Source organism: Campylobacter jejuni, assembly GCF_001457695.1.
GTDB lineage: Bacteria > Campylobacterota > Campylobacteria > Campylobacterales > Campylobacteraceae > Campylobacter_D > Campylobacter_D jejuni.
Genome location: NZ_LN831025.1, coordinates 394,603 through 410,996 on the forward strand (window position 1 = coordinate 394,603; position 16,394 = coordinate 410,996).

10 protein-coding genes, 2 tRNA genes and 3 rRNA genes are annotated in these 16,394 nt (G+C 35.6%); 13 read left to right on the forward strand and 2 right to left on the reverse strand.

Annotation, left to right across the window (positions count from 1 at the left end; translation table 11 throughout):
- Positions 1 to 13 precede the first annotated feature (13 nt).
- The 7 genes from AT682_RS02090 to rrf all read left to right on the forward strand — a co-directional run bounded on the left by AT682_RS02090 (position 14) and on the right by rrf (position 8,018).
- Positions 14 to 1,240: a hypothetical protein gene (locus tag AT682_RS02090; RefSeq protein WP_004306426.1), complete on the forward strand. Its 1,227-nt coding sequence runs from the start codon at positions 14 to 16 to the stop codon at positions 1,238 to 1,240.
- Positions 1,233 to 1,970 (forward strand): hypothetical protein, encoded by a 738-nt coding sequence (locus tag AT682_RS02095; protein WP_004306424.1) that lies wholly within the window; start codon positions 1,233 to 1,235, stop codon positions 1,968 to 1,970. Before AT682_RS02090 ends, AT682_RS02095 begins: the two co-directional genes overlap by 8 nt.
- A 477-nt stretch (positions 1,971 to 2,447) precedes the next feature.
- Positions 2,448 to 3,960: ribosomal RNA gene (locus AT682_RS02100) — 16S ribosomal RNA — on the forward strand.
- 102 nt (positions 3,961 to 4,062) lie between these two features.
- Positions 4,063 to 4,138 (forward strand) — tRNA-Ala (locus tag AT682_RS02105).
- A gap of 8 nt (positions 4,139 to 4,146) precedes the next feature.
- Positions 4,147 to 4,223, forward strand: a tRNA-Ile gene (locus tag AT682_RS02110).
- A gap of 537 nt (positions 4,224 to 4,760) precedes the next feature.
- A 23S ribosomal RNA gene (locus AT682_RS02115) occupies positions 4,761 to 7,667 on the forward strand.
- A gap of 234 nt (positions 7,668 to 7,901) precedes the next feature.
- A 5S ribosomal RNA gene (gene rrf / locus AT682_RS02120) occupies positions 7,902 to 8,018 on the forward strand.
- The 16S, 23S and 5S rRNA genes sit together here with 2 tRNA genes alongside, the layout of an rRNA operon.
- 177 nt (positions 8,019 to 8,195) lie before the next feature.
- Here rrf and murD read toward each other — a convergent pair.
- Positions 8,196 to 9,404, reverse strand: coding sequence for a UDP-N-acetylmuramoyl-L-alanine--D-glutamate ligase (gene murD, locus AT682_RS02125; protein ID WP_002882374.1), 1,209 nt, complete (start codon positions 9,402 to 9,404; stop codon positions 8,196 to 8,198).
- Positions 9,404 to 10,465 (reverse strand): phospho-N-acetylmuramoyl-pentapeptide-transferase, encoded by a 1,062-nt coding sequence (gene mraY / locus AT682_RS02130; RefSeq protein WP_002882375.1) that lies wholly within the window; start codon positions 10,463 to 10,465, stop codon positions 9,404 to 9,406. The genes murD and mraY overlap by 1 nt, the downstream gene beginning before the upstream one ends.
- Positions 10,466 to 10,544: 79 nt before the next feature.
- Between mraY and gpmI the strand changes: the two genes are divergently transcribed.
- The 6 genes from gpmI to sdhB all read left to right on the forward strand — a co-directional run bounded on the left by gpmI (position 10,545) and on the right by sdhB (position 16,392).
- Positions 10,545 to 12,023, forward strand: a complete 1,479-nt coding sequence (gpmI, locus tag AT682_RS02135; protein WP_002882377.1) for a 2,3-bisphosphoglycerate-independent phosphoglycerate mutase — start codon at positions 10,545 to 10,547, stop codon at positions 12,021 to 12,023.
- The gene (locus AT682_RS09980; protein WP_002869268.1) at positions 12,007 to 12,105 is read left to right on the forward strand and encodes a hypothetical protein; all 99 of its coding nucleotides are present in this window, start codon (positions 12,007 to 12,009) and stop codon (positions 12,103 to 12,105) included. The genes gpmI and AT682_RS09980 overlap by 17 nt, the downstream gene beginning before the upstream one ends.
- Complete coding sequence (gene fabG / locus AT682_RS02145; RefSeq protein ID WP_002882378.1) at positions 12,095 to 12,838, forward strand: 3-oxoacyl-ACP reductase FabG; 744 nt, start codon at positions 12,095 to 12,097, stop codon at positions 12,836 to 12,838. Before AT682_RS09980 ends, fabG begins: the two co-directional genes overlap by 11 nt.
- 6 nt (positions 12,839 to 12,844) lie before the next feature.
- Entirely contained in the window at positions 12,845 to 13,255 is a 411-nt protein-coding gene (locus AT682_RS02150) for a pyridoxamine 5'-phosphate oxidase family protein (protein WP_079263854.1), read from the forward strand.
- A 339-nt stretch (positions 13,256 to 13,594) separates the two neighbouring features.
- Entirely contained in the window at positions 13,595 to 15,430 is a 1,836-nt protein-coding gene (gene sdhA, locus AT682_RS02155; RefSeq protein ID WP_002882380.1) for an 8-methylmenaquinol:fumarate reductase flavoprotein subunit, read from the forward strand.
- Positions 15,427 to 16,392 (forward strand): 8-methylmenaquinol:fumarate reductase iron-sulfur subunit, encoded by a 966-nt coding sequence (gene sdhB / locus AT682_RS02160; protein ID WP_002882381.1) that lies wholly within the window; start codon positions 15,427 to 15,429, stop codon positions 16,390 to 16,392. The genes sdhA and sdhB overlap by 4 nt, the downstream gene beginning before the upstream one ends.
- Positions 16,393 to 16,394 lie beyond the last annotated feature (2 nt).

Genomic DNA, 16,394 nt, shown 5'->3' on the forward strand with positions numbered 1-16,394 from the left:
TAAAATTTTCATTATGGAAAAAATCAAAAATTATAAACTTATCATCATTTTACTTAGTCTTGATTTGTTGGCTTTGCTTTATGGAATTTCAACACTGAGTATTAGTGCTGATGAAGCTGATATTTATTTTGGTGAGCAGGGTAAATCACTTATTTTTTCCCATAGTTTGCTTTATTATATATCTCATTTTGGAACTTTTATTTTTGGGCAAAATGATTTTGGTTTAAGGCTTCCTTTTTTATTTTTTCATTTTTTAAGTTGTTTGCTTTTGTATTTGCTAGCTTTAAAATATACTAAAACTAAAATTGATGCTTTTTTTTCTTTATTGTTATTTGTTTTATTGCCGGGTACTGTTGCAAGTGCTTTACTGGTTAATGCCGCATCTTTGGTGATTTTTTTAACCCTTGCTATATTATGTGCTTACGAATATGAAAAAAAATGGCTTTTTTATATATTATTGATTATAGTATTATTTGTTGATAAATCTTTTAATATTTTATTTTTAACTTTTTTCTTTTTTGGGATTTATAAAAGAAATGCTATTTTATTTACCTTATCTCTTGTTTTGTTTGGAGCGAGTATCAGTTTTTATGGTTTTGATACAGGTGGTCGTCCAAGAGGTTATTTTTTAGATACCTTAGGAATTTTTGCTGCATGTTTTTCTCCTTTGGTTTTTGTGTATTTTTTTTATACTATTTATCGTTTGACTTTTCAAAAATATAAAAATTTATTATGGTTTTTAATGAGCGTAACATTTGTATTTTGTTTGTTGCTTTCTTTAAGACAAAAACTTTTTTTAGATGATTTTTTGCCTTTTTGTGTTATTTGCACTCCTTTGCTTATAAAAACTTTAATGCAAAGTTATAGAGTGAGATTGCCAGTTTTTCGATTAAGGCATAAAATCTTTATAGAATGTTCTATAATTTTTTTGATATTTTGTTACTTTTTAATCGTCGCTAATCAATTATTGTATTATTTTATAAACAATCCAAATCGTCATTTTGCCAATAATTATCATTTTGCTAAAGAATTGGCGCTAGAATTAAAAAAACAAGATGTTTTAGAGCTTGCAACAGCCCCAAGTTTGCAAAAAAGATTGCGATTTTATGGAATAAAAAATAGCAATAAGTTTTATTTAAAAGCTTTAAAACAAGCCGATAAGCATGATATGGACAAAAAAATTGTTAAAGTAAAACTTGGAAAATATGAAAAAGTATATCAGATTTTAAACTATGATTAAAGCTTTCAGTTTGTTGGAATTTGTGTTTATAATTCTCATTTTAGGTATAGTTTTTAATTTAGGCAGTCTTTACTTAAAAAAAGACAATCTGCTAGAAGGCGCAATACAAATTCTTAATGATATCCAATATACCCAAAGTTTAGCCATGATGCAAGAAGGTATAAGAGTTGATGAGTTGGCTATCGCAAAAAGAGAGTGGTTTAAAAGTAAGTGGCAGATTTATTTTATAAAATCAGCTGCTACAGGTTATGATCAAACATATACTATTTTCTTGGATAAAAATGGCGATGGAAATGCTAATTTAGGTAAAACTGAAATCAATATAGATAGAGAAATTGCTGTTGATGTAATCAATCATAACAAATTAATGAATTCAGGTCAAAGTGGGGTTATTAGTAAAGATGATGAAAAAACTACACAAAGATTTAATATTACAAAAAGATTCGGAATAGAAAAGGTTGAATTCAAAGGATCTTGTTCGAGATTTACCAGATTAGTATTTGATGAAATGGGCAGAGTGTATTCTCCGTTAAAAAATGCCAATTATGCATATGAAAAAACTTTAGCAAAGAATAATTCAGATTGCATTATACGTTTGTTATCAAAAAAGCATGCTCTTTGTATCGTTATAGATACGCTTAGCGGTTATGCTTATATTCCAGATTTTAAAACACTTAAAGGTCAATTTGTTAATATAAAAAATAAAAATTACGAGTGCTCTAAAATATAGCCCCCATTTTTCAACCCACCAAATACTTAATATAAATACTTACACAAATATTTATACTATTTAATCCTTTATTTAATCCCCTTTTAAGTTTAATTGGTTATACTTTCATTTCCTTTTTTGAAAAAAGGACTTAAAATCTTTTAAATTATAAAGTTTCACTAGCTTAGTAGATTTTATAAATTAACTCTTTTGGTTTTTATCTTATAAACTAAAAGCTTTTTTATAAATCTTGTTTTTTAATTTAAAAACTTTTCTTTTAAAAATGGTTTTTTGTTTTGTTCTTTTAAATTAGTATTGTTATTCAAATCTTATTAGTCAATCTTTGAAATCTAAATAAGTGATCGATTGAGCCAGAAAGATTTAGGCATAAGCAATTATGTAAAATCTATTCAATCTAATAATTAAAAAGATTAAAAACTTTTCTTTTAATCTTTCATAACTTTTTCTTTGAAGAAAAAGATTAAACTATCTATAATTTTTATGGAGAGTTTGATCCTGGCTCAGAGTGAACGCTGGCGGCGTGCCTAATACATGCAAGTCGAACGATGAAGCTTCTAGCTTGCTAGAAGTGGATTAGTGGCGCACGGGTGAGTAAGGTATAGTTAATCTGCCCTACACAAGAGGACAACAGTTGGAAACGACTGCTAATACTCTATACTCCTGCTTAACACAAGTTGAGTAGGGAAAGTTTTTCGGTGTAGGATGAGACTATATAGTATCAGCTAGTTGGTAAGGTAATGGCTTACCAAGGCTATGACGCTTAACTGGTCTGAGAGGATGATCAGTCACACTGGAACTGAGACACGGTCCAGACTCCTACGGGAGGCAGCAGTAGGGAATATTGCGCAATGGGGGAAACCCTGACGCAGCAACGCCGCGTGGAGGATGACACTTTTCGGAGCGTAAACTCCTTTTCTTAGGGAAGAATTCTGACGGTACCTAAGGAATAAGCACCGGCTAACTCCGTGCCAGCAGCCGCGGTAATACGGAGGGTGCAAGCGTTACTCGGAATCACTGGGCGTAAAGGGCGCGTAGGCGGATTATCAAGTCTCTTGTGAAATCTAATGGCTTAACCATTAAACTGCTTGGGAAACTGATAGTCTAGAGTGAGGGAGAGGCAGATGGAATTGGTGGTGTAGGGGTAAAATCCGTAGATATCACCAAGAATACCCATTGCGAAGGCGATCTGCTGGAACTCAACTGACGCTAAGGCGCGAAAGCGTGGGGAGCAAACAGGATTAGATACCCTGGTAGTCCACGCCCTAAACGATGTACACTAGTTGTTGGGGTGCTAGTCATCTCAGTAATGCAGCTAACGCATTAAGTGTACCGCCTGGGGAGTACGGTCGCAAGATTAAAACTCAAAGGAATAGACGGGGACCCGCACAAGCGGTGGAGCATGTGGTTTAATTCGAGGATACGCGAAGAACCTTACCTGGGCTTGATATCCTAAGAACCTTATAGAGATATGAGGGTGCTAGCTTGCTAGAACTTAGAGACAGGTGCTGCACGGCTGTCGTCAGCTCGTGTCGTGAGATGTTGGGTTAAGTCCCGCAACGAGCGCAACCCACGTATTTAGTTGCTAACGGTTCGGCCGAGCACTCTAAATAGACTGCCTTCGTAAGGAGGAGGAAGGTGTGGACGACGTCAAGTCATCATGGCCCTTATGCCCAGGGCGACACACGTGCTACAATGGCATATACAATGAGACGCAATACCGCGAGGTGGAGCAAATCTATAAAATATGTCCCAGTTCGGATTGTTCTCTGCAACTCGAGAGCATGAAGCCGGAATCGCTAGTAATCGTAGATCAGCCATGCTACGGTGAATACGTTCCCGGGTCTTGTACTCACCGCCCGTCACACCATGGGAGTTGATTTCACTCGAAGCCGGAATACTAAACTAGTTACCGTCCACAGTGGAATCAGCGACTGGGGTGAAGTCGTAACAAGGTAACCGTAGGAGAACCTGCGGTTGGATCACCTCCTTTCTAGAGTACAAAGTAATAAGTCTCACAACTATTACTTCAATATATAAACTCAATTGATTCTTGTTTAGATTTCAAAGATTGATGATAAAGCTAATTGTTTATGGGGAATTAGCTCAGCTGGGAGAGCGCCTGCTTTGCACGCAGGAGGTCAGCGGTTCGATCCCGCTATTCTCCACCATCTATTAAGGGCCTATAGCTCAGCTGGTTAGAGTGCACCCCTGATAAGGGTGAGGTCACAAGTTCAAGTCTTGTTAGGCCCACCATAAAAAAGATTTGAATAAAAAAGCTTTAAAATCTAAAGCAAGTATATAAAGTAGATTAAATATAAAATACAAACTCTATACTTAGATTTATTTTTATCTTTAACTATAAAAGAATATACTTTAATAAATATAAATAACATATACATTATGTATTTATATTTATAATGAGATTATTTAATATATATGCTTCCTTTAGGTTTTAAACCTAAATGTTCTTTTTAATTATCATTGTTAAGAGTCACAAGCAAGTTTTAATAAAAACAATTTTACAGGACTTGTTAAAGGATAAAACCTATTTATCTTTTCTTTGGTTTAACTTATATCTTTTAATTATCTTTATTTCTATAATAAAGAGAATATTAGATTTAAGATTTATAAATTAAAGACAAGTTTCAAACTCACAGCTTAGTTGAGACTAAATCATTTAGTTTTATATTAAGTGTTTGAATGCTTTCCGTCTTAAGATAAAGAAGTCTTATCATAAAAACTTTAACAAGGAAGTGATGCGTTTTAGAATCAATAATAAAAGGTAAAAAAAGGTAAGCTACTAAGAGCGAATGGTGGATGCCTTGACTGGTAAAGGCGATGAAGGACGTACTAGACTGCGATAAGCTACGGGGAGCTGTCAAGAAGCTTTGATCCGTAGATTTCCGAATGGGGCAACCCAATGTATAGAGATATACATTACCTATATAGGAGCGAACGAGGGGAATTGAAACATCTTAGTACCCTCAGGAAAAGAAATCAATAGAGATTGCGTCAGTAGCGGCGAGCGAAAGCGCAAGAGGGCAAACCCAGTGCTTGCACTGGGGGTTGTAGGACTGCAATGTGCAAGAGCTGAGTTTAGCAGAACATTCTGGAAAGTATAGCCATAGAGGGTGATAGTCCCGTATGCGAAAAACAAAGCTTAGCTAGCAGTATCCTGAGTAGGGCGGGACACGAGGAATCCTGTCTGAATCCGGGTCGACCACGATCCAACCCTAAATACTAATACCAGATCGATAGTGCACAAGTACCGTGAGGGAAAGGTGAAAAGAACTGAGGTGATCAGAGTGAAATAGAACCTGAAACCATTTGCTTACAATCATTCAGAGCACTATGTAGCAATACAGTGTGATGGACTGCCTTTTGCATAATGAGCCTGCGAGTTGTGGTGTCTGGCAAGGTTAAGCAAACGCGAAGCCGTAGCGAAAGCGAGTCTGAATAGGGCGCTTAGTCAGATGCTGCAGACCCGAAACGAAGTGATCTATCCATGAGCAAGTTGAAGCTAGTGTAAGAACTAGTGGAGGACTGAACCCATAGGCGTTGAAAAGCCCCGGGATGACTTGTGGATAGGGGTGAAAGGCCAATCAAACTTCGTGATAGCTGGTTCTCTCCGAAATATATTTAGGTATAGCGTTGTGTCGTAATATAAGGGGGTAGAGCACTGAATGGGCTAGGGCATACACCAATGTACCAAACCCTATCAAACTCCGAATACCTTATATGTAATCACAGCAGTCAGGCGGCGAGTGATAAAATCCGTCGTCAAGAGGGAAACAACCCAGACTACCAGCTAAGGTCCCTAAATCTTACTTAAGTGGAAAACGATGTGAAGTTACTTAAACAACCAGGAGGTTGGCTTAGAAGCAGCCATCCTTTAAAGAAAGCGTAATAGCTCACTGGTCTAGTGATTTTGCGCGGAAAATATAACGGGGCTAAAGTAAGTACCGAAGCTGTAGACTTAGTTTACTAAGTGGTAGGAGAGCGTTCTATTTGCGTCGAAGGTATACCGGTAAGGAGTGCTGGAGCGAATAGAAGTGAGCATGCAGGCATGAGTAGCGATAATTAATGTGAGAATCATTAACGCCGTAAACCCAAGGTTTCCTACGCGATGCTCGTCATCGTAGGGTTAGTCGGGTCCTAAGTCGAGTCCGAAAGGGGTAGACGATGGCAAATTGGTTAATATTCCAATACCAACATTAGTGTGCGATGGAAGGACGCTTAGGGCTAAGGGGGCTAGCGGATGGAAGTGCTAGTCTAAGGTCGTAGGAGGTTATACAGGAAAATCCGTATAACAATACTCCGAGAACTGAAAGGCTTTTTGAAGTCTTCGGATGGATAGAAGAACCCCTGATGCCGTCGAGCCAAGAAAAGTTTCTAAGTTTAGCTAATGTTGCCCGTACCGTAAACCGACACAGGTGGGTGGGATGAGTATTCTAAGGCGCGTGGAAGAACTCTCTTTAAGGAACTCTGCAAAATAGCACCGTATCTTCGGTATAAGGTGTGGTTAGCTTTGTATTAGGATTTACTCCGAAAGCGAAGAAACTTACAACAAAGAGTCCCTCCCGACTGTTTACCAAAAACACAGCACTCTGCTAACTCGTAAGAGGATGTATAGGGTGTGACGCCTGCCCGGTGCTCGAAGGTTAATTGATGGGGTTAGCATTAGCGAAGCTCTTGATCGAAGCCCGAGTAAACGGCGGCCGTAACTATAACGGTCCTAAGGTAGCGAAATTCCTTGTCGGTTAAATACCGACCTGCATGAATGGCGTAACGAGATGGGAGCTGTCTCAAAGAGGGATCCAGTGAAATTGTAGTGGAGGTGAAAATTCCTCCTACCCGCGGCAAGACGGAAAGACCCCGTGGACCTTTACTACAGCTTGACACTGCTACTTGGATAAGAATGTGCAGGATAGGTGGGAGGCTTTGAGTATATGACGCCAGTTGTATATGAGCCATTGTTGAGATACCACTCTTTCTTATTTGGGTAGCTAACCAGCTTGAGTTATCCTCAAGTGGGACAATGTCTGGTGGGTAGTTTGACTGGGGCGGTCGCCTCCCAAATAATAACGGAGGCTTACAAAGGTTGGCTCAGAACGGTTGGAAATCGTTCGTAGAGTATAAAGGTATAAGCCAGCTTAACTGCAAGACATACAAGTCAAGCAGAGACGAAAGTCGGTCTTAGTGATCCGGTGGTTCTGTGTGGAAGGGCCATCGCTCAAAGGATAAAAGGTACCCCGGGGATAACAGGCTGATCTCCCCCAAGAGCTCACATCGACGGGGAGGTTTGGCACCTCGATGTCGGCTCATCGCATCCTGGGGCTGGAGCAGGTCCCAAGGGTATGGCTGTTCGCCATTTAAAGCGGTACGCGAGCTGGGTTCAGAACGTCGTGAGACAGTTCGGTCCCTATCTGCCGTGGGCGTAAGAAGATTGAAGAGATTTGACCCTAGTACGAGAGGACCGGGTTGAACAAACCACTGGTGTAGCTGTTGTTCTGCCAAGAGCATCGCAGCGTAGCTAAGTTTGGAAAGGATAAACGCTGAAAGCATCTAAGCGTGAAGCCAACTCTAAGATGAATCTTCTCTAAGCTCTCTAGAAGACTACTAGTTTGATAGGCTGGGTGTGTAATGGATGAAAGTCCTTTAGCTGATCAGTACTAATAGAGCGTTTGGCTTATCTTTAATAAAGCATCACTTCCTTGTTAAGGTTTTTAAGAATACTTTAAATATAGATAATATTTAGAGTTTAGTAGAAATCTTTCAAGTAGAGTTTGTATTAGAACTTGCTCTTAACATTGTTTTTTAAGTATTCTATATAAAAACTTATCAAAGATAAAAGATAAGAAAAAAGTAAAGAAATAAAAGATTAGGCTTTATTCTTAAATTCAATCTTTCAAAGAATATTTAAATAACAATGTCCGTGATTATACAGATGTGGAAACGCCTTGCTCCATCCCGAACCAAGAAGCTAAGCACATCGTGGGTGATGATACTACGCCTTACTGGCAGGGGGAAAGTAGCTCATTGCGGACTTGTTAAATATCTTCATTACTTACTTTATACATAAATCCTATGTTTATTTTTATTGTTGTTTTAGATGGTGCTTAGAATCGTGTTTAAAAAAGAGTTTGTTGCTGGTTAGGGTTTTTAGAGAGAATAGGGTGTTTTTAGGGGTTTGGAAGGTAATATTTGTATGAAAAGTAAAATAAATTAAATTTTATTCACGCATTCTTTAAAGATTTTTCCACGCTCTGCGTAAGAGTTAAACTGATCTAAACTTGCACAAGCGGGACTTAAAAGAGCCACTTCATTGATTTTTAAGCGATTTGAAATTTCATTTACAGCTTTAGATAAAACTTCACATTTATAGGCTTTCAAATTCGCTTTTTTTGCATAATCAAGCATTTTTTCAGTACTAATACCTATAGCATAGAGTTCTATATCAAATCCTTTCATAAAATCAAATAAATTACTAAGATCTACACCCTTATCATCTCCCCCTATGATAAGATGAATTTTTTTATCTTTATAGCGACTAAGTGCAGCCATTACAGCACTTTCATTTGTAGCTTTAGTGTCATTTACCCAAAGCCTATTTCGACTGTCTTTAAGCTCTTCGAGTTTATTTTTTTCCATTACAAAGCTATTTAAAAGCTCATAGCTTAAAGTATCAAGTAGAATTTTTTCTATGGCTAAAGCCATGATAGCATCGAGTAAAAAAGGACTTTTAAAGGAAATTTTTTCCGTATCAATGCCAAATTTAGCAGCCAGATCTTTTTCATCTTTATAGCTTATTATATGAGCTTTTGTTGGAGTATTTGCATAAATTTTAGGCAGTATTGCTACATCACATTCATTCATTCTTTTTAAAATGCTTAGCTTATCTTGAACATAATTATCAAAACTTCCATGCCAAGAAAGATGATCAGGACTTATAGGTAAAAGTGCATAAATTTCAGGTTTAGCTTTATGAGTATAGTGTAGGGTGAAAGATGAAGTTTCAAGTATCCAAAGTTTTGCATAAGGATCAAGCTCTGCTAAAGGAGTTCCAACATTTCCACCCATAACAGCACCAATGTGTGATAATAAATGTGTAGCCATTTGTGTGGTGGTGGTTTTGCCATTGGTTCCGCTTATCCAAACGGATTTTGGCATGATATCATAAAAAAAGTCATATTCGCTTTGTAAATTTTTTGCTTTTTGAATGAGTTTGTGCTTTGGTGGAAAACCTGGACTAGGAATTTCAATATCGCTTAAATTATCATCAAAATCATTAGGATTTAAAAGTAAATTTCCTAGTGTATCTTTTTTTGTTTTTGTAAAATGATCATCATAGATATCAAAAGGTCCAAATTTATCTACCAAATTTTCAGCAATAGCATGTGTGGTTTTTCCGTATCCAAAAAGTGAAATTTTCATTATCTTAGCTTTATTGATGCAAGTGCAAATAAATTTGAAAGTAGGGCTATCATCCAAAAACGCACTATAATTTTATTTTCTACCCAGCCAACTTTTTCAAAATGATGATGAATAGGTGCCATTTTAAAGACTCTTTTATTAAAAATTTTAAAACTTCCAACTTGTAAAATTACAGAAACAGTTTCAAGGACAAAAACAAAACCTATGAGTAAAAGTAAAATTTCATTTTTGCTAATGATAGCTAAAAATCCTATAAAGCCACCTAAAGCTAAACTTCCACTATCTCCCATAAAAACTTGTGCAGGATAACAGTTGTACCATAAAAATCCTATTAAAGCACCGATTAGTGCTGCACAAATAATCACTACTTCACCAAGTCCTTGAATTTTTGGCAAAAGTAAATATTCACTATAATTTAAATTTCCACTCAAATATAAGAATATCCCTAAAGTAGATAAAGAAAAAATGCTTGGAACTGTAGCTAAGCCATCAAGTCCATCGGTTAAATTTACAGCATTAGAGCTAGAAATTAAAACCAAAATCCAAAAAGCAATGGCAAAAATTTCCATATCAAAAAGAGGGTGTTTATAAAAAGGTATAAAAAGTTCCGTGCTAAGCTCTGAACTAAAATATAAAGGTAAGATGCAGATAAGTCCAGCGATGATTTGTGCTAAAAGCTTCATTCTTGGACTAAGTCCTGAATGATTATCTTTTTTTAGAACTTTGCCTAAATCATCTATGAGTCCTATCAAACAAAAAAGTATCAAACAAAGTAAAGCACTTATAGCAAAAATATTATCAAATTTGATACAAAATAAACTTGCGATTACTGCAGAACTGATGAAAATAAGCCCACCCATGGTTGGAGTATGACATTTGGTTTTATGAGTTTCTGGGGCGTATTCGTAAATAGGTTGACTAGCATTTTTAGCCTTTGCCCAAGTAATAAATTTAGGCATTAAAAATAAAGACAAACATAAAGCGATAAAAAATGCAAATCCTGCACGCACACTAATATAAGTAAAAAAAGCATAATGACTTAAATCTGAAAGATAATACAAAACCTAGCCTTCTTTTTGGTTTTTAAAAGTTTAATTTTAGTAAAATCTAACCAAAAAAATTCTTATAAAAGAGAGAAAAATGAAGCAAAAATGCGTTTTAATTATTACAGATGGAATAGGGTATAATAAGAATAGTAAGTTTAATGCTTTTGAAGCAGCTAAAAAACCAAGTTATGAAAAGCTTTTTAAGGAAGTTCCAAATTCTTTACTAAAAACGAGTGGTTTGGCTGTAGGTTTGCCAGAAGGACAAATGGGAAATAGTGAAGTAGGGCATATGTGCATAGGAAGTGGGCGTATTATTTATCAAAATTTAGTGCGTATTAATAAAGCCATTGAAAACAAAGAACTTGAAAAAAATGAGAATTTGCAAAAACTTTTAGCAAAATGTAAAAGAGTGCATATTATAGGGCTTTATAGTGATGGCGGAGTGCATTCTATGGATACACATTTTAAAGCCATGCTTGAAATTTGTGCGAAAAATGGCAATGAAGTTTTTGCTCACGCAATCACTGATGGGCGTGATGTAAGTCCAAAAAGTGGCTTAAATTTCATAAAAGATTTAAAAGAATTTTGTGAAAATCTAGGTGTGCATTTTGCTACACTTTGTGGGCGTTTTTATGCTATGGATAGAGATAAGCGTTGGGATAGGGTGAAAGAATATTATGAGTGTTTATTGGGTAAGGCTTATAAGGTGCCAAATTTATTAGAATACCTACAAAAATCTTACGATGAAAATATTACTGATGAGTTTATCAAAGCAGTGCAAAATGAGAATTATAAGGGTATGAGAGAAGAAGATGGCATTATCTTTATCAATTTTAGAAATGATAGAATGAAACAACTCGTTGAAGTGTTAAATTCTAAGGATTTTAAAGAGTTTGAGTGTGAAAAAGTCTTTGAAAATTTACTTACTATGAGTGTTTATGATGATAAATTTAAACTCCCTGTGCTTTTTGAAAAAGAAAAAATTGAAAATACTTTAGCACAAGTGATTTCTAAAGCAGGGCTTAGTCAGCTTCATACCGCAGAAACCGAAAAATATGCCCATGTAACTTTCTTTTTTAATGGCGGAAAAGAAGAGCTTTTGGAAAATGAAACAAGGGTTTTAATCCCAAGCCCCAAGGTAAAAACTTATGATGAAAAACCCCAAATGAGTGCTTTTGAAGTGTGTAATGCAGTGAAAAAAGGTATAGAAAAGGGCGAAGATTTTATAGTGGTAAATTTTGCAAATGGAGATATGGTGGGACATACAGGCGATTTTAATGCTGCTATAAAGGCTGTTGAGGCGGTGGATACTTGTTTGGGCGAGATTGTAGAATGTGCAAAAAAGCATGATTATGCTTTTATCATTACAAGCGATCATGGAAATTGCGAAGCTATGCAAGATGAAAAAGGAAATTTGCTTACCAATCACACTGCTTTTGATGTTTTTGTTTTTGTGCAAGCAAGGGGAGTTTCAAAGATTAAAGTCAATATGGGGCTGAGTAATATAGCTGCAAGCGTGCTTAAAATTTTAGACTTAGAAATTCCAAAAGAAATGAATGAGGCTTTATTTTAGTTTGTTTGCCTTTTTTATAAGAAATTTGTTAAGATTGCAATTTTTAAAATTAAACTTATTAAGGATAGATAATGAAATTTAGTGGAAAAAATGTTTTAATTACTGGAGCAAGTAAGGGTATAGGTGCTTCTATCGCAAAAACTTTGGCGGGTTTTGGACTTAAAGTTTGGATTAATTATCGTTCAAAACCTGAACTTGCAGATGCTTTAAAAGATGAAATTATTGCAAGTGGTGGCGTTGCTGCTGTGATTAAATTTGATGCAAGCAAAGAAGATGAGTTTGAAAATGGTGTAAAAACCATAGTGGAGAGCGATGGAGAGTTAAGTTATCTTGTAAATAACGCAGGCGTTACAAATGATAAACTTGCTTTAAGAATGAAATTAGAGGACTTTAGTGGCATTGTGGATACGAATTTAAGCTCAGCTTTTTTAGGTTGTAGAGAAGCTTTAAAAACCATGAGTAAAAAACGCTTTGGTGCTGTTGTGAATATCGCTTCTATTGTCGGAGAAATGGGTAATGCTGGACAAGTAAATTATTCTGCTAGTAAAGGTGGAATGATAGCTATGACTAAATCTTTTGCTAAAGAAGGAGCAAGTAGAAATTTACGCTTTAACTGTGTAACTCCAGGTTTTATAAAAAGCGATATGACTGAAGTTTTAAGCGATGAAATCAAACAAGTTTATCAAGATAATATCCCTTTAAAACGCTTTGCAGAACCTGAAGAAGTGGCTAATTGTGTAGCGTTTTTACTTAGTGATTATGCCTCTTATGTGACAGGTGATGTGCTTAAGATCAATGGTGGTTTATATATGTAAGGAAAAATGATGGATTTAAAAGAAATAGCACAATTTTTAGATGATAATGCACCGGCATTTTTAGCCACTTTAGGAACTTGTGGAAATCCTAGAGTGCGTCCTATACAAAGTCCATTGCTTATGGGAGATAAAATTTATTTTTGCACAGCAAACACAAAGGGACTTTTTAAACATATAAAAAATTACAATGGTATTGAATTTTGTTCTTGTGCAAAAGATGGGACTTTTTTAAGACTTAGAGCTAATGCGGTTTTTGAACCAAATTTAGAAGTTAAAAAAATGATGTTCGAAAAATACCCTTATCTTGTAAATCTTTATGAAACTCCACAAAATCCAAAATTTGAAGTTTTTTATCTTGATCATCTAAGCGCTAGAATGCAATTTATGAATGGAGAATTTAAGCTTTTTAAGGCTTAATGATTTGATAATTTTATTAACTATATATTAATTAAGATAAATATTATCTTAATTAATATTAACTTTTTGTTATTTTTTTAAGGTATAATCATTCCGTTTAATTTGCAAGGAATAGATTATGATATATTGCAAAAATTTTTTAATATTTATTTTATTATATTCATTTATCTTCTTTGATTACTTATCTTATGCTTTTTTATATTTACTAAATTATAAATTTGTTTTTAATCCATTTTATATTGAAAGGAGAGTTTGTTTTTGGATTTTTGGCATGCGGTTATGTAAGATTGACTTACATTAAAAAATTATTATTAATTTTTTTTAAATAAGGAGAATGATATGGGTGAATTTTCTAGAAGAGATTTTATAAAAACAGCCTGTATTAGTGTAGGAGCTTTAGCTGCAAGTTCAAGTGGGGTTTATGCCTTAGATGATTCATCTAAGATGGATAAAGATACAAATTTACCTTCTTGCGATGTTTTGGTAATTGGATCAGGTGGAGCAGGTTTGCGTGCTGCAGCCGCAGTGAGAAAAGAAAATCCAAAATTAAGCGTTGTAGTAGCTACAAAGATGATGCCATCTCGTAACGCAACTTGTATGGCAGAGGGTGGAATTAACGGAGTTACTGATTTTTCTAATGGAGATTCCTATAAATTACATGCTTATGATACTATTAAAGGCGGAGCTTATTTGGTAGATCAAGACTCGGCTTTAAAATTTTGTGAATTAGCTGGAAAGGCTATTTTTAATATGGATTTTATAGGAACCTTGTTTTCAAGAAATGAGCAAGGTGGAGTAGCTCAGCGTTTAATGGGAGGGGCTTCTAAAAAACGCTGTAACTATTCTGCAGATAAAACAGGTCATATTTTAATGCATTCTTGTTTAGATGATGCTATTAGCAGTGGTGTGAAATTTTTAATGGATCATGAACTTTTGGATATAGGTGTTGTGGATGGAAAATGCGAGGGTGTCGTTTTAAGAGATATACAAAGCGGTGGAATTTATCCTGTGTTATGCAAAGCTTTGGTGATTGCTACAGGGGGATACACAAGGATATTTTATAATAGAACTTCAACTCCTTTTATTGCCACAGGAGATGGCGTGGCAGCTGCTCTTAGAGCAGGACTTGGTTTTGAAGATCCTGAGATGATACAATTTCACCCAACAGGAGTTGCAAATGGTGGAACTCTTATTACAGAAGCGGCGCGCGGTGAAGGGGGATATCTTTTAAATAATCGTGGTGAGCGTTTTATGAAAAATTACCATGAAAAAATGGAGCTTGCACCGCGAGATGTGGTTGCGCGTGCTATAGAAACAGAAATTCGTGAAGGTAGAGGTTATGGCGAGGGACTTGGAGCTTATGTTTTGTGCGATGTACGCCACTTAGGAAAAGAAAAAATTTTAAAAGATTTACCAAAAATTCGTCACACTGCAATGCTTTTTGAAAATATTGATTTAGTAGATACTCCTGTACCTATCCGTCCAACGGCGCATTATTCTATGGGTGGAATTGAAGTGGCTAAATTTGAAGATATGAGTACTAAAATTGCTGGAATTTATGTAGGTGGAGAAGCTTCTTGCATTTCTATACATGGAGCTAATAGACTAGGGGGAAATTCTTTAGCCGATGCAGTTGTAACAGGGCATTTAGCAGGCATTGGTGCGACAAATTATGCTAAAGATGCAAGTTTTGGAAAAGGGGCAAAAACTCATGAACTTGCTCAAAAATGGCAGGTTAGATTTAAAGAAATTACAAATAATGGCGGAAATGGTCAAGAAATGTATGAATTGCGAGAAGAGCTAGGAAGTCAAAATTGGGATAATATGGGGATTTTTAGAACTCAAGAAAAACTCGATCTTCTAGCAAAAAATTTAGAAGATATACAAGCAAGATATGAAAAAATTCGTATTCCAAATCCTAATGAAGTGATGAATACTGCTTTTACAGATTATGTAGAGCTTGGCAATTTGATTTTACTTTCTCGCTGTGCTTGTTTAGCAGCTAGAAATAGACTTGAAAGTCGTGGGGCTCATACTAGAGAAGATTATCCAAAGCGAGATGATAAAAATTTCTTAAAACATAGCATTGTAAATTTAGAAAATGATGAATTAAAACTTAGTTATAAAGATGTCGTGGTAACTGAGTTTTCACTTGATGGAAGGAGAGTACAATGAAAATCATCATAGATCGTTTTAATGGCAAGGAAAAATATGAACAAAGTTATGATATTGATGATAAGGATATACAAGGAAAAACTCTGCTCTCTCTTTTGCTTTTTATTAAAAAAACAAAAGATATTACTTTAAATTTTACCGCCTCTTGTCAATCTGTGATTTGTGGGGCTTGTGCAGTTCGTGTGAATGGGCATTCTTATCTTGCTTGTGATACTAAAATGCAAGATTTGTTAAAAGAATATGATAATCCTTTAAGTATACGCATTTCTCCGCTTGGAAATTTTAGAGTAATTTCTGATTTAATTGTGGATTGGGAGCCTTCTATAGAAAATTTAAGAAAAATTCGTCCTGCCATGGTGGCAAAAAATGAATTTTCAGCGGAAAAGGGCTGTAAACAAAGTCAAGAAGAATTTGATCGTATTAGCAAGCAATGGGATTGTATTTTATGTGGTAGCTGTGCTTCAGAGTGTAATAAATTAGAAGCAGATAGTAGCGATTATATGCAACCTTTTGTTTTTACTCATGCTTGGCGTGCAGCGGCAGACTCTCGAGGTAAGGATCCTATGTTGCATGTAAAACCCAGCGTAATGAATGGACTTTGGCTTTGTGTTCATTGTCAAGAGTGTGCTGATCGTTGTCCAAAGGGTATAAGTTCAGTAAGCGATATAGCAAATTTAAGAGTGATGGCGATTAAAAAAGGTTTAAATGAAGGCTTAGGGCCTGATCATGCTGAAGCTTTTTATAAAGATTTAGTTGAAGGTTCAGGACGCTTGAATGAAATTTATCTTGCTTTGCGTTCTGAGGGTGTTATAGGTTCTATGGGTAAAACAGATATAGCTTTTAAACTTATGCGCGCAGGAAAAATGAATCCTATGCATGTTTTTGGCGAGGATGAAATAGAAGGGCATAAAGATTTGGTTAAAATGATAAAGGCAGCACAAGAAGCTGCTGTTAAGGAGTAAAA